The sequence below is a fragment of the Streptomyces sp. NPDC012637 genome, assembly GCF_042954805.1.
Classification (GTDB): Bacteria; Actinomycetota; Actinomycetes; order Streptomycetales; family Streptomycetaceae; genus Streptomyces.
In genome coordinates this window covers 184,501-197,895 of the sequence record NZ_JBIBDS010000003.1, presented here as the reverse complement: position 1 = coordinate 197,895, position 13,395 = coordinate 184,501, and the positions used below count along the sequence as shown (strand labels likewise).

The following is a 13,395-nucleotide window of genomic DNA, read 5'->3' as shown; positions in this document are numbered from 1 at the left end:
CGGTCGGTCGCACCGGCCGGACCGGTCGGACCGGTCGGGTCGGTCGGGTCGGTCGGGTCGGTCGGGTCGGTCGGGTCGGTCGGGTCGGTCGCACCAGTCGCACCGGCCGGGCCGGTCGCCCGGCTGCGGGCGCCGGTGGCGACGCGGTCCAACGCCCTGCATCCCGGCGCCTGGTGGCTCTGGGCCCTCGGGCTCGCCGTGGCCGCCTCGCGGACCACCAATCCGCTCCTCCTCGGCCTGGTCGTCGGCGTCGCCGGCTACGTCGTCGCCGCCCGCCGTACCGACGCGCCCTGGGCCCGCTCGTACGGCGCGTTCGTGAAGCTCGGCCTCTTCGTCGTCGGGCTCCGCGTCCTCTTCTCGCTGCTCCTCGGCTCGCCGATCCCGGGCACGCACCTGCTGTTCACGCTGCCCGAGGTGCCGCTGCCCGACTGGGCACAGGGCATCCGGGTCGGCGGCCGGGTCACGGCCGAGCAGCTGGTGTTCGCGCTGTACGACGGGCTGAAGCTGGCCACGCTGCTGATCTGCGTGGGCGCGGCGAACGCGCTCGCCAACCCCTCCCGGCTGCTGAAGTCGCTGCCGGGGGCGCTGTACGAGGCGGGGGTCGCCGTCGTCGTGGCGATGACGTTCGCGCCCAACCTCGTCGCGGACGTGGTGCGGCTGCGCACCGCCCGCCGGCTCCGCGGCCGCCCGACCGGCGGTGTGCGGGCGCTGCTGCAGATCGGACTGCCGGTCCTCGAGGGCGCCCTGGAGCGTTCGGTGGCGGTGGCCGCGTCGATGGACGCGCGCGGGTACGGCCGTACGGCGCAGGTGCCGCCCGCCGTCCGGCGCACGACCAACGTGCTGACGCTCGGCGGGCTGCTCGGCGTGTGCGCCGGCTCGTACGGCCTGCTCGCAGCGCAGGGCGCCGGGTACGGGCTGCCGCTGTTCGTGGCGGGGCTCGCCGCGGCGGTCGCCGGGCTGCGGCTCGGCGGGCGGAGGACGGTGCGCACCCGGTACCGGCCGGACCGCTGGGGCGTGCGGGCGTGGCTGGTCGCGGGTTCCGGCGTGGCGGTGGCGGTGCTCGTGATCCTTACCGGAGCGGCCGCGCCGGAGGCGCTGCACCCCGGGGTCGTACCGCTGGAGGCCCCCGCACTGCCGCTGTGGCCGGCCGCCTCCGTGCTGGTCGGCCTGCTGCCGGCCTTCGTGGCGCCCGTCGTGCCCGTGGCACCTGGCGCGCCCGCCGCACCAGTCCCACCCGCCGCTCCAGTCACACCCTCTGCACCCGTCGCGCCAGTCATGTCCGCCGTGCCAGTCACGTCCGGCGTGTCAGTCACACCGGCCACACCCGTCACATCCGTCACATCCGTCACATCCGTCACACCTAAGGACGCAGCCAAGGAGGGTCCGCGCCCGTGATCCGCTTCGAGAACGTGTCGGTCACGTACGACGGCGAGGCCGAACCCACCCTCAGGAACGTCGACCTGACGGTGCCCGAGGGCGAGCTCGTGCTGCTCGTCGGCCCTTCGGGAGTCGGCAAGTCGACCCTGCTGGGTGCCGTCTCCGGCCTCGTCCCGCACTTCACGGGCGGCACGCTCAGCGGCCGGGTCACGGTCGACGGACGGGACACGCGGACGCATCCGCCGCGGGAACTGGCGGATCTGGTGGGCACGGTCGGGCAGGACCCGCTCGCGCACTTCGTCACCGACACGGTCGAGGACGAGCTGGCGTACGGCATGGAGTCGCTCGGGCTCGCGCCGTCGGTGATGCGGCGGCGCGTCGAGGAGACGCTCGACCTGCTCGGCCTCGCGGAGCTGCGCGACCGTCCGATCGCCACCCTCTCCGGCGGGCAGCAGCAGCGGGTCGCGATCGGCTCGGTGCTCACGCCGCACCCGAAGGTCCTCGTCCTCGACGAGCCGACCTCGGCGCTCGACCCGTCGGCCGCCGAGGACGTCCTGGCCGTCCTCCAGCGACTGGTCCACGATCTCGGCACCACGGTCCTGATGGCGGAGCACCGTCTGGAGCGGGTGGTGCAGTACGCGGACCAGGTCCTGCTGCTGCCGGAGGCGGTCCTCGGCCCGCCCGCCGAGATCATGTCCGTCTCCCCGGTCCACCCTCCGGTCGTCGGCCTCGGCCGCCTGGCCGGCTGGTACCCGCTCCCCCTGTCCGTCCGCGACGCCCGCCGCGCGGCCGGCCCGCTGAAGTCCCGCCTCACGGGCCTCCTCCCCCACGCCGCGCCGCTGCCGGGCGTGGCGGACGGCACGCACCCGCGCACCGCACCCGACACCGGAGCCGCCGAGCCCGGGAAGCCTGCCCCGGCCGAAGCCGGGCGGGGCGGGTGGAACTCCCTGTTCAGGCGGCGGCGCGCCCTCCCCGCCACCGCGGCTCCCACCGGCCCCCTCGTCGCCGTCGACCGCCTCGCCGTCCGCCGCGGACGCGTCGAGGCGCTGCGACAGGTGACGGTGCAGGTCGCGGCCGGGGAGACGGTCGCGCTCATGGGGCGCAACGGGGCCGGGAAGTCCACGCTGCTCGGGGCGCTCGTCGGGATGGTCGCGCCCACGGGCGGCAGGGTCCGGGTGGCGGGGCTCGTCCCGCACACCACCGATCCGCGTGAGCTGATCCGGCAGGTGGGTCTCGTGCCGCAGGAGCCGCGGGACCTGCTGTACGCGGACACCGTCGCGGCGGAGTGCGCCGCGGCCGACGCCGACGCGGGCGCCGCACCCGGAAGCTGCCGGCAGCTGGTGTCCGCGCTGCTGCCGGGCGTCGCGGACGGCACGCACCCGCGCGACCTGTCCGAGGGCCAGCGGCTCGCGCTCGCGCTCGCCGTGGTCCTGACCGCCCGCCCACCGCTCCTGCTGCTCGACGAGCCCACCCGCGGCCTGGACTACGCGGCGAAGGCCCGCCTGGTGACGCACCTGCGGGCGCTCGCCGCCGAAGGGCACGCCATCGTGCTCGCCACGCACGACGTGGAGCTGGCGGCGGAGCTCGCACACCGTGTCGTGGTCGTCGCGGGCGGTGAGGTGGTCGCCGACGGTCCGACCGCCGAGGTCGTGGTCTCCTCGCCGGCCTTCTCCCCACAGGTCGCGAAGATCCTCGCGCCCGAGCCGTGGCTCACGGTCGAACAGGTGGAGGAGGCGCTCCGCCCGTGCACCGCTCCCCAGCGAACGACTCGCCCGTGAACCACTCCCCCGCGAACGACTCCCCTGTGAACGACTCGCCCATGCGCGACCACCCCCTGAAGGACTCCCCCGTCCCGCGCACCGCACGACCCGTCCGGCTCGGGCCCCGCTCCGTGGCCGCGCTCGTGCTCGTCTCGTTCGTCGGTCTCGTCGGCATCTGCTGGCCGCTGTTCGCCGACGCGGACTCCGCCGTCACCGACCACGCCGCCGACGCCCCCTGGCTCTTCGCCCTCATCCTGCCGCTGCTCATCGCGGTCGTCGTGGCGACCATCGCCGACTGCGGCCTGGACGCGAAGGCGGTGGCGATGCTGGGTGTGCTCGCCGCCGTCGGGGCGGCGCTGCGGCCGATCGGCGCCGGGACGGCCGGCCTGGAGCCGATGTTCTTCCTGATGGTGCTGAGCGGCCGGGTCCTCGGCCCGGGATTCGGCTTCATCCTGGGCGCGGTGACGATGTTCGCCTCCGCGCTGCTCACCGGTGGCGTGGGGCCGTGGATGCCGACGCAGATGCTGGCGATGGGCTGGTTCGCGATGGGCGCGGGCCTGCTGCCGGCCCCGGCGGGCCTGCGGGGCCGGCGCGAGCTCCTGGTGCTCTCCGCATACGGCTTCCTGGCGGCGTTCGCGTACGGCACGGTCACCAATCTCTACGGATGGGTGACGGTCGGCAGCGGGCAGAACCCGGACGCGTGCGGGATCTGCTTCGCCCCGGGTGCACCGACCGCCGAGAACCTGGTGCGCTTCCTCGCCTACGTCCTCGCCACCTCCCTCGGCTGGGACCTCGGCCGCGCCCTGCTCACCGTCGTCCTCACCCTGACCGTCGGCGGCCCGCTCCTGCGCGCCCTCCGGCGGGCCACACGGCGCGCGAACTTCGAGGCCCAGGTCACATTCGAGGGCACTGAGAGGGCCTCCCGGGGTGAGGCCCCTCATAGGACCCAGGTCACGTACGAGCCGGAGTAGTAGCCCGGACGAGCCACCCAAATCACCCCATACACGTACGTGACCTGCGGAAACGGGGCGGGACGCTCGCCCCTGCGCGACCCGGGACCCCCCGTCCGGGTCCGAATCCCCCTCGTACAGGGGGTCGTTGCATCGCCGCCGCGGGCCTGTTTGTCTGGTGGACGTCGCCAGGCAGCCGGTGCTCAGCGAGGTTCGTGAAGCACCACGGCAGGCCGGTTCCCCGCCAGCTCCCGGATCCCCGGGCTCTGGTTCCGGCATGCCGAAAACGCCCGGCGCGACCATGTCCCCGACGTTAGGTATGACGCTTTGTTCCGCTCGATCGCCACTCGCGCCGTCTCCCGCAAGAAGACCTTCGCCGTCTCCGCCGCCGTGCTCATCGGCGCCTCGGGTGCGGTCCTCGGCAACACGGGTACGGCCTCTGCCGCCACCCCGCAGGAGATCGCCCGACAGATCGTGCCGCCGTCGCAGTACGCGTCCTTCAGCAAGATCGTCGAGCACGAGTCCGGCTGGAACCACACCGCCACCAACTCCTCCAGCGGCGCCTACGGCCTGGTCCAGGCCCTGCCCGGCTCCAAGATGGCCTCCGCCGGCTCCGACTGGAAGACGAACCCCGCCACCCAGATCAAGTGGGGTCTCGACTACATGAACGAGCGCTACGGCTCCCCGAACGGCGCCTGGAACTTCTGGCAGACCCACGGCTGGTACTAAGAGTCACCACGCCGCAGCGCGCACGTACCCGCAAGGCCCCGCCCTCCGCTCGGAGGGGCGGGGCCTGCGGCGTTTCACCGCGGGATGGGGCGGGCTCGGGGGAGGCGCGGTGGGCTTCCATGGCGCGCGGCGGGCTTCCGTGATGCGCGGCGGGCTTCCGTGAGGCCGTCGACTTTCCTGAGGTGATCGGCTTGCCTGAGGTGATCGGCTTGCCTGAGGCGGTCAGCCTCCGGGAGGCGAGTGGCCTCCCGGAGGCAAGCGGTTTCCCTGAGGCGGCCGGGCCCTGAGGCGGTCGGGCTCCCTACGGCGAGGTCTCCCTGAGGCGAGCGGCCTCCCTGAGGCAGTCGGGCTCCCTGCGGCGAGGTCTCCCTGCGGCGGTCGGCTTCTCTCACGCCGCCGACTCCCGGCCGGTGGCCGCCTTCGGCCAGCCGCCCACTCCGGCCGGTGGGGGCCAGGCCGCCACCCGGCCGGCGGCCGCCTCGGTCAAGCCGCCCACCCTGGCCGGTGGCCGCCTCGGTCAGCCGCCACCCCAGCCGGGGGGCCAGGCCGACGACCCCGGCCGATGACCGCCTCGGTCAGGCCGCCGACAGCAGCAGCCGGACCTGCGGCCACAGCCCGTCCAGGACCGCCGGGTCGTTCTTGAGCTTGGCCAGCAGCACCAGGCCCTCCAGCTGGGCGACGACCGCCCGCGCGACGTCCGGCCCTGACCGGTCGGCCGGGACGGCGCCCTCCGTGGCGGCCTCGGCGAGGACCGCCGCGACCGTCGCGATCTGCTCGTCGAAGATCTCGTCGAGCCTGGCCCGTACGTCCGGCTCCTGGGTGCTGAGCTCCAGGGCGAGGTTGCCGAGGAGGCAGCCGTCGACGCTGCCGGTGGTCTCCTTGACCCGCCGCTGGAGCTCGGCGGGGCCGGCGAGCAGCCGCCGCAACCGGTCGAGGGCGGGCCCGGGGCCGGTCACGGCCTCGGTCCAGCAGGGCCGCTCGGCGGCCCAGTAGGCGTCGACGACCTCGACGGTCAGGGCCTGCTTCGACTCGAAGAAGTGGTAGAAGCTGCCCTTCTTCACCTCGGCCTTCGCGCAGATCTCCGCGACGCCCACGGCGGCGTAGCCGCGGCCGCGCATGAGCTCGCCGGTGGCGTCGAGAAGCCGTTCACGTGCCGTGCTGGTGCGTCCCATGACCGTGACTATAAAGGATTCCGGCGTTTTAGTTGACCGGTCATCTAGGTCGTCTACCCTTCTCGACGGCGGCGGGCACGAGGCCCGCCACGACCGAGGAGGCTGTATGCGGCCGGGCCGTCTTGGGGAGCTGCTCTCCGTCGAACTTCCCGTCGTCCAAGGTCCGTTCGGCGGAGGCCTGTCCTCCGTGGAGCTGACCGTCGCGGTCTCGGAGGGCGGTGGCCTCGGCTCGTACGGGGCGCACCACCTCGCCCCGGACGGCATCACCGCCCTGGTGGCCCGCCTGAAGGCGGCCACGGACCGGCCCTTCGCCGTCAACCTGTGGGTGCCACAGGAGGGCGAACCCCGCCCCGACGGCCACCACGGCCACGAGGGCCATGGCGGCGGCGCAAGCTCCGGCAGCTCCGGCGACTCCGGCGACTCCGGCGACTCCATTGACCTCACCGGCCCTACCAGCCCCGCCAGGCCCGCCAGCCCCACCGACCCCACCAGCCCCCCAGAGCTCGCCGCCCTTCCCGGCCTCGCCGCCCACGTCGAACGGCTCCGGCCGTACTACGCCGAGCTCGGCGTCGCCGCGCCGACCGCCGCCGAGCTCGCAGCCCGGCCGGACTTCGACGAGCAGCTCGACGCGCTGATCGCCGCCGCCCCGCCGGCGATCAGCCTGGTCATGGGCCTGCCGCCGCGCCGCCTCGTGACGGAGGCGCGCAGGCGCGGCATCGCGCTGATCGGTACGGCGACCACGGTCGCGGAGGCCGTGGCCCTGGAGGCCTCCGGCGTGGACGCGGTGGTCGCCTCGGGCAGTGACGCGGGCGGCCACCGGGGCGCCTTCCTCCGGCCGGTACGGGAGTCCCTCGTCGGTACGTTCTCCCTGGTCCCGCAGGTGGCGGACGCGGTCGCGGTGCCGGTGGTCGCGGCGGGCGGCATCGCCGACGGCCGCGGGATCGCGGCAGCGCTGGCGCTCGGCGCGGACGCGGTGCAGATCGGCACCGCCTTCCTCGCCGCCCGCGAGTCCGGCGCGAGCCCGGTCCACCGCCGGGCACTGGGCGGCCCCGAGGCCCGTACGACGGTTCTGACCCGGCTGTTCTCGGGCCGCACGGCGCGCGGCATCCCCAACCGTTTCGTGCGGGACATGGCCGCCCACGAGGACCTCGTACCGCCGTACCCGCTGCAGAACGCACTGATGCTGCCGATCAGACGGGCGGCGGCGGAGCAGGAGCGCGCCGATTACGTGAACCTGTGGGCCGGCCAGGCCGCCGGACTCAGCCGCCCGGACGTAAGGGCGGCGGAGCTCCTGGCGGCGCTGGTCGCGGACGCGGACGCGGTGGCGGACGCGTGAGCGGGCTCGCTGCCCCGGCGCCGTGAGCGGGCTCGCTGCCGCGGCGCCGTAAGCGGGCGGACGCGGCCCGCGACCTACAGGTGCCACGGAGGCCGTAGGGCCACAGAGGCTGGAGGGGCCGCGCAGGCCGTAGGGCCCTGGTAGGCCGCAGGCCACGGAGGTGGCGGAGGCGACCGAGTGGCGGAAGGCGGCGGAGACGGCCGAGTCGGCGGAGGGCGGCGGAGACCGCGGAGGCCTCATGGGCCGGAGCCCGCGGAGCCCTACAGCCGCTGGATGATCGTGCCGGTCGCCAGCGCCCCGCCCGCGCACATCGTGATCAGCGCGAACTCCTTGTCGGTGCGCTCCAGTTCGTGAAGGGCCGTGGTGATGAGCCGCGCGCCCGTGGCGCCCACGGGGTGGCCGAGGGCGATGGCGCCGCCGTTGACGTTGACCTTCTCCAGATCCTGGTCGAAGACCTGCGCCCAGCTCAGCACCACGGACGCGAAGGCCTCGTTGATCTCGACCAGGTCGATGTCCTTGAGCGACATCCCGGCCTTGCCGAGCACGGCCCTGGTCGCGTCGACCGGCCCGTCGAGGTGGAAGTGCGGGTCGGCCCCCACCAGGGCCTGGGCGACGATCCGGGCGCGCGGCCGGAGCTTGAGGGCGCGGGCCATGCGCTTGGAGGCCCACATGATCGCGGCGGCGCCGTCGGAGATCTGGGAGGAGTTGCCGGCGGTGTGGATCGCGGTCGGCATGACCGGCTTGAGCCGGACCAGGGCCTCCATGCTGGTGTCGCGCAGGCCCTCGTCGCGGTCGACGAGCCGCCACATGCCCTGCCCGGCGGCCTGCTCCTCCTCGGTCGTCGGGACCTGGACGGCGAAGGTCTCGCGCTTGAAGCGTTCCTCCGCCCAGGCGACGGCGGCGCGCTCCTGGGAGAGCAGGCCGAGTGAGTCCACGCGTTCGCGGGTGAGGCCGCGCTTGCGGGCGATGCGCTCGGCGGCCTCGAACTGGTTGGGCAGGTCGACGTTCCACTCGTCGGGCCAGGGTTTGCCGGGCCCGTGCTTGGATCCGGAGCCGAGCGGGACCCGGGACATCGCCTCGACGCCGCAGCTGATCCCGATGTCGATGACGCCCGCCGCGACCATGTTGGCCACCATGTGGCTCGCCTGCTGGGAGGAGCCGCACTGGCAGTCGACGGTGGTGGCGGCGGTCTCGTACGGAAGGCCCATGGTGAGCCAGGCGGTGCGGGCGGGGTTCATGGACTGCTCGCCGGCGTGGGTGACGGTGCCGCCGACGATCTGCTCGACGCAGTCGGCGTGGATGCCGGTGCGGCCGAGGAGTTCGCGGTAGGTCTCGCCGAGGAGGTAGGCGGGATGGAGGTTGGCGAGCGCGCCTCCGCGCTTGCCGATCGGAGTGCGTACGGCTTCGACGATGACGGGTTCCGCGGCCATGAGCTCGTCCTCTCCTCGCCCGGGGGGTGTCCCGGCACCCTCGCCGGTCGACGTCACGTAGAACTAGTACGCGTTCTAGTTCTGAGTGCAGTCTTATGACTGCTACCGCCGGTACGCAAGGGTCCGGGACGCAACAGTTCCCACCTCTTCTCTTGCCACTTGTAGAACTCGTTACTACCTTTCCCGGCAACTTCTGATGGGCCATCAGATAATGGAGTGTGTTGCCGATGCCCTGTCCCCATCTCTCCGAAGGGTTCGACGCCACCGACCCCGATCTGCTCCAGAGCCGCGTCCCGCACCCCGAGTTCGCGCAGCTCCGGCAGACCGCTCCCGTCTGGTGGTGCGCCCAGCCCCCCGGCATCACCGGTTTCGCCGACGAGGGCTACTGGGCCGTGACCCGGCACGCCGACGTCAAGTACGTCTCCACGCACCCCGAGTTGTTCTCCTCGAACGAGAACACCGCCGTCATCCGCTTCAACGAGCACATCAACCGGGACCAGATCGAGGTCCAGAAGCTGATCATGCTCAATATGGACCCGCCCGAACACACCCGGGTCCGCCAGATCGTCCAGCGCGGCTTCACCCCCCGCGCCATCCGCAGCCTGGAGACCGCGCTGCGCGACCGGGCCCGCGCCATCGTCGCCGAGGCCAGATCCGGTGCGGGACCCGACGGCGCCTTCGACTTCGTCACCAGGGTCGCCGTCGAACTGCCGCTCCAGGCGATCGCCGAACTCATCGGCGTACCGCAGGAGGACCGGGCCCGGATCTTCGACTGGTCGAACAAGATGGTCGCGTACGACGATCCCGAGTACGCGATCACCGAGGAGATCGGCGCCGAGGCCGCCATGGAGCTCATCGGCTACTCCATGAACCTCGCCGCCGCCCGCAAGGAGTGCCCGGCCAGGGACATCGTGTCCCAGCTCGTCGCCGCCGAGGGCCAGGGCAACCTCTCCTCGGACGAGTTCGGCTTCTTCGTCCTGCTGCTCGCCGTCGCCGGCAACGAGACCACCCGCAACGCCATCAGCCACGGCATGCACGCCTTCCTCACCCACCCCGACCAGTGGGAGCTCTACAAGCGGGAGCGGCCGGCGACCGCCGCCGAGGAGATCGTCCGCTGGGCGACGCCCGTGGTCTCCTTCCAGCGGACCGCCACGCAGGACACCGAACTCGGCGGCCAGAAGATCCGCCGCGGCGACCGCGTCGGCCTCTTCTACTCCTCCGCCAACAACGACCCCGAGGTCTTCGGGAGCCCCGAGGTCTTCGACATCACCCGCGACCCGAACCCGCACCTCGGCTTCGGCGGCGGCGGCCCGCACTTCTGCCTCGGCAAGTCCCTCGCCATCAAGGAGATCGAGCTGATCTTCGAGGCGCTCGCCGACGAACTGCCCGACCTCAGCCTCGCGGGCGACCCGCGCCGACTGCGGGCCGCCTGGCTCAACGGCATCAAGGAGCTCCAGGTCAGGGTGGGCTAGGACTCGCCGGGCAGGGTCTGTCCGGCGGGCCGGCCCTGGCCGGCCGGACAGTCCCCAAGCCGCCGGACGCGTCCCTGTCAGCCGGAGGCCCTGGCCGGCCGGACAGACCCCGGTCCGCCGGACGGGCCTTGGTCCGCCGGACGGGCCCCGGTCCGCCGAACAGGCCCCCGGTCCGCTGAACAGGCCTTGGTCCGCCGGGCGGGCCCCGGTCCGCCGAACAGGCCTTGGTCCGCCGGGCGGGCCCTGGGTAGCCCGCGTACGCCCGGGAGGCGGGGCGCACTTCCACGCCCGCGCCCCGCCTCCCGCACGCGCCACGGGAGTGGAACCGGAAGATCCGTTCCTGCGTCGGAGCAGGCATGCGGGGGACACACAGACTTCTCACGACGATCGTCGCGCTGCTCGCGCTCCAGCTCGGCTCGCTCGTCGCGCCGGCCTACGCCTGCGGCTGCGGCGCCATGGTCACCAACCGGATGGACCGGATCGGCGTCGACCGGGAGACCTCGGCTGTGCACTGGGACGAGCGCACCGGCACCGAGCGGATCGTCATGCGCTTCACCGTGCACGGCGACGCGGAGAAGGCAGCCTGGATCATGCCGGTGCCGCACCGCGCCGAGGTCGAGCTCGGCGACCCGAAGCTCTTCGACGAGCTCGACCGGCTCACCGCCCCCGAGCACCGCGACCGGGACTACTTCTGGCCGCGCGGCGGCGACTGGCCCTTCTCGTGGGGCGAGCTGGACGGCGCGGGCGCCGCACCGCCCGGGCGGGCCGGCGGCGTCGGAGTCGTCGGCCGTGAGCGCCTCGGCCCCTTCGACGTGGCCCGGCTCACCGCCACCGACCCGACCGCGCTCGGCGACTGGCTGCACCGCAACGGCTTCGAGCTCTCCGACCGGCTGGAGGAAGGACTGCGGCCGTACGTGGAGCGGAAGTGGGAGTACGTCGCCGTCCGCCTCGCACCGGAGAAGCCCGGCGAGAAGCTCTACGGCGAACTCGACCCGCTCCGGATCACGTTCGCGAACGACCGGCCCGTCTACCCGATGCGGCTCTCCCGCCTCGCCACCACCCCGCAGTCCCTCGGCCTGTACGTGCTCGCGGGCCACCGCACCGAACCGAAGGACGCCATCGGCGGCGACCGCCCCGAGGTGCTCTTCGCCGGCACGATCGACAGGCCGACCGGGGCCGTCGCCGAACTCACCGGACCAGGACGGGTGTTCCTCACCGCCGTCGACCAGTCCTTCCCCGAGCCCGCCCGCATCGACGGCGACCACGAACTCGTCCGCGCGCCCGCCGACACCCCGTACCGCGAGGTGATCTGGGACGACCGGCTGTGGACGGTCGGCGACGGCGTCCCGGTCTGGCTGCTGACCGTGGCCGGCACGCTCGTGCTGCTCGTGGCGGGCGGGTTCACCGTGGCGCGGGCGCGAAACGCGCGACCCGCCGCGGCGTCCGGCGGTGTACGTTCGGCTGCATGAGCAACGATCAGGCCCAATGGACCACCGTCGACCACTACTTCACCGAGCTGCTGGCCCCGGCCGACGAGGCGCTGACCGCCGCGCTCGCCGACTCCACGGCCGCCGGTCTGCCCGAGATCGCCGTCGCCGCCAACCAGGGCAAGCTGCTCCACCTGCTCGTGGCCGCGCAGGGCGCCAGGAACGTCCTCGAGATCGGCACCCTCGGCGGCTACAGCACCATCTGGCTGGCCCGCGCCCTGCCCGCCGACGGCCGGCTCGTCACCCTGGAGTACGACCCGAAGCACGCGGACGTGGCCCGCGGCAACCTCGCCCGGGCCGGCCTCGACAAGACCGTCGAGGTGCGGGTCGGCCCCGCCCTGGACACCCTGCCGCTCCTCGAGCAGGAGGGCGTGGGCCCGTTCGACTTCGTCTTCATCGACGCCGACAAGGTCAACAACCCGCACTACGTCAGCTGGGCGCTGAAGCTGTCACGGCCGGGCGCGCTCATCGTCGTCGACAACGTCGTGCGCGGCGGCAAGATCGCCAGCGAACACCCGGACGACCCGGCGGTCACCGGCACCCGCGAGATGTTCGACCTGGTCGCGGCCGAGCCGAGGCTGGACGCCACGGCCTTCCAGACGGTCGGCACGAAGGGCTACGACGGTCTGCTGATCGCCCGGGTGGTGGACCCCGCGTAGGCGGCGGACGCCGCCTATCCTGCTCTTCATGAGCTGCCCCGCCCGCTGGTCTGTCGGCCCCGCCGCGGGCGCAGCAAAGCCCCGGCGGTCCCTGAGGGACTACCGGGGCTTTTCTTGGGCGACCCGTGAACCGGCGAGGCTCAGGAACGTCACGCTTTCTGTAGCGGCCCTTGTCGAAGCCGGGTGGACGCCCGCCGCGTGAGCCTTTGCGTAGGCGGGCGGCCTGGCTGTCGGTCTTCTCCGGGATCGTGTGCCGGATGCCCCGCCGTCGCAGGTACTCGCGGATCGGACCGTTGCTGTAAGCCCTGTCGGCCGCAAGGCTGTCCGGCTTCTTGCGTGGTCGTCCCAGGCCAGATCTGGGCACCCGGATCTTCTCCCAGGACCGGCTTGAACTGGGTACAGTCAGCCCGCTGACCTGGAGTGACGATGAGGGACAGTGGGCGGCGGCGACCGTACGCGCTCAGGTGGAGCTTGCTGGTGAACCCGCCGCGCGAGCGGCCCAGGCCCTCGCTTCCCGCACCATCCACCAGGCGGGCGACCAGGCTCTGCCACGGCGTCTCGTCCTGGTGTTCCACCTCGTCGGCCCCTTTTGACACGGGTGCCGGTGGCGGGTCGGTGGGGACGCCGGCCGCATGCTGATGCGCGCGGACGATGGTGGAGCCTACCGAGATGTTCCAGTCCATCTCGCCCGCCGCGTCGGCTGCTGCCTGGACCTGCTGGAGCAGTCGCTCCCAGGTGCCGTCGGCGGACCAGAGCCGGTGGCGTTGATAGACGGTTTTCCACGGGCCGAACCGTTCGGGCAGGTCACGCCACTGAACCCCGGTTCGCACCCGGTGCAGAATCCCGTCGATCACCTGCCGGTAATCCCGCCACCTGCCACAACGCCGGTTGCTGACCGGGAGGAACGGCCGCAGTCGTTCCCACTCGGCATCCGTCAGATCACCCGCCCCATGCCCGCACTAACGCCCTGGCGGCGGAGCAGTCACTCGGTCGTGCTCCCGGGTACCAAGACATGCCAAAATC

Annotated in this window: 10 protein-coding genes and 1 pseudogene; 8 read left to right on the top strand and 3 right to left on the bottom strand. The window is 73.1% G+C overall.

Features of this window, described 5'->3' with window-relative positions; all coding sequences use genetic code 11:
* Positions 1 to 123 precede the first annotated feature (123 nt).
* The 4 genes from ACFY8W_RS13930 to ACFY8W_RS13915 all read left to right on the top strand — a co-directional run bounded on the left by ACFY8W_RS13930 (position 124) and on the right by ACFY8W_RS13915 (position 4,816).
* The gene (locus tag ACFY8W_RS13930) at positions 124 to 1,395 is read left to right on the top strand and encodes a CbiQ family ECF transporter T component (protein ID WP_391105520.1); all 1,272 of its coding nucleotides are present in this window, start codon (positions 124 to 126) and stop codon (positions 1,393 to 1,395) included.
* Positions 1,392 to 3,155, top strand: a complete 1,764-nt coding sequence (locus ACFY8W_RS13925; protein WP_391104361.1) for an ATP-binding cassette domain-containing protein — start codon at positions 1,392 to 1,394, stop codon at positions 3,153 to 3,155. Before ACFY8W_RS13930 ends, ACFY8W_RS13925 begins: the two co-directional genes overlap by 4 nt.
* Before the next feature lie 41 nt (positions 3,156 to 3,196).
* Entirely contained in the window at positions 3,197 to 4,108 is a 912-nt protein-coding gene (locus tag ACFY8W_RS13920; RefSeq protein ID WP_391104358.1) for an ECF transporter S component, read from the top strand.
* 306 nt (positions 4,109 to 4,414) lie between these two features.
* Entirely contained in the window at positions 4,415 to 4,816 is a 402-nt protein-coding gene (locus tag ACFY8W_RS13915) for a transglycosylase SLT domain-containing protein (RefSeq protein ID WP_391104355.1), read from the top strand.
* Between the two features lie 575 nt (positions 4,817 to 5,391).
* Here ACFY8W_RS13915 and ACFY8W_RS13910 read toward each other — a convergent pair.
* Positions 5,392 to 5,988 (bottom strand): TetR family transcriptional regulator C-terminal domain-containing protein, encoded by a 597-nt coding sequence (locus ACFY8W_RS13910; RefSeq protein WP_391104352.1) that lies wholly within the window; start codon positions 5,986 to 5,988, stop codon positions 5,392 to 5,394.
* A 106-nt stretch (positions 5,989 to 6,094) separates the two neighbouring features.
* Here ACFY8W_RS13910 and ACFY8W_RS13905 point away from each other — a divergent pair, with 106 nt between their 5' ends.
* Positions 6,095 to 7,324: a nitronate monooxygenase gene (locus ACFY8W_RS13905; RefSeq protein ID WP_391104349.1), complete on the top strand. Its 1,230-nt coding sequence runs from the start codon at positions 6,095 to 6,097 to the stop codon at positions 7,322 to 7,324.
* A gap of 260 nt (positions 7,325 to 7,584) precedes the next feature.
* Here the strand turns inward: ACFY8W_RS13905 and ACFY8W_RS13900 are convergent, their stop codons facing one another.
* Complete coding sequence (locus ACFY8W_RS13900) at positions 7,585 to 8,754, bottom strand: steroid 3-ketoacyl-CoA thiolase (RefSeq protein WP_391104346.1); 1,170 nt, start codon at positions 8,752 to 8,754, stop codon at positions 7,585 to 7,587.
* A 227-nt stretch (positions 8,755 to 8,981) separates the two neighbouring features.
* Here ACFY8W_RS13900 and ACFY8W_RS13895 point away from each other — a divergent pair, with 227 nt between their 5' ends.
* From ACFY8W_RS13895 to ACFY8W_RS13885, 3 genes are all read left to right on the top strand, one after another.
* Positions 8,982 to 10,226 carry a cytochrome P450 gene (locus ACFY8W_RS13895; RefSeq protein ID WP_391104343.1) on the top strand — a complete coding sequence of 415 codons (1,245 nt, stop codon included), beginning with the start codon at positions 8,982 to 8,984 and terminating at the stop codon, positions 10,224 to 10,226.
* Between the two features lie 356 nt (positions 10,227 to 10,582).
* Positions 10,583 to 11,695, top strand: a complete 1,113-nt coding sequence (locus ACFY8W_RS13890) for a DUF2330 domain-containing protein (RefSeq protein WP_391104340.1) — start codon at positions 10,583 to 10,585, stop codon at positions 11,693 to 11,695.
* A complete protein-coding gene (locus ACFY8W_RS13885) occupies positions 11,692 to 12,372 on the top strand; it encodes a class I SAM-dependent methyltransferase (RefSeq protein ID WP_391104337.1) in 681 nt (226 codons plus the stop codon). The genes ACFY8W_RS13890 and ACFY8W_RS13885 overlap by 4 nt, the downstream gene beginning before the upstream one ends.
* Before the next feature lie 425 nt (positions 12,373 to 12,797).
* On the opposite strand, the pseudogene ACFY8W_RS13880 reads toward ACFY8W_RS13885, so the two are convergent.
* A pseudogene (locus tag ACFY8W_RS13880) lies at positions 12,798 to 13,310 on the bottom strand (IS5 family transposase); the annotation flags it as partial.
* Positions 13,311 to 13,395: the final 85 nt, after the last annotated feature.

What these genes read in the sequence shown, in the direction of transcription:
- ACFY8W_RS13920 (WP_391104358.1), top strand. Translation starts at nt 3,197, where the DNA reads ATGCGCGACCACCCCCTGAAGGACTCCCCCGTCCCGCGCACCGCACGA.
- ACFY8W_RS13910 (WP_391104352.1), bottom strand. Translation starts at nt 5,988, where the DNA reads ATGGGACGCACCAGCACGGCACGTGAACGGCTTCTCGACGCCACCGGC.
- ACFY8W_RS13905 (WP_391104349.1), top strand. Translation starts at nt 6,095, where the DNA reads ATGCGGCCGGGCCGTCTTGGGGAGCTGCTCTCCGTCGAACTTCCCGTC.
- ACFY8W_RS13900 (WP_391104346.1), bottom strand. Translation starts at nt 8,754, where the DNA reads ATGGCCGCGGAACCCGTCATCGTCGAAGCCGTACGCACTCCGATCGGC.
- ACFY8W_RS13895 (WP_391104343.1), top strand. Translation starts at nt 8,982, where the DNA reads ATGCCCTGTCCCCATCTCTCCGAAGGGTTCGACGCCACCGACCCCGAT.
- ACFY8W_RS13890 (WP_391104340.1), top strand. Translation starts at nt 10,583, where the DNA reads ATGCGGGGGACACACAGACTTCTCACGACGATCGTCGCGCTGCTCGCG.
- ACFY8W_RS13885 (WP_391104337.1), top strand. Translation starts at nt 11,692, where the DNA reads ATGAGCAACGATCAGGCCCAATGGACCACCGTCGACCACTACTTCACC.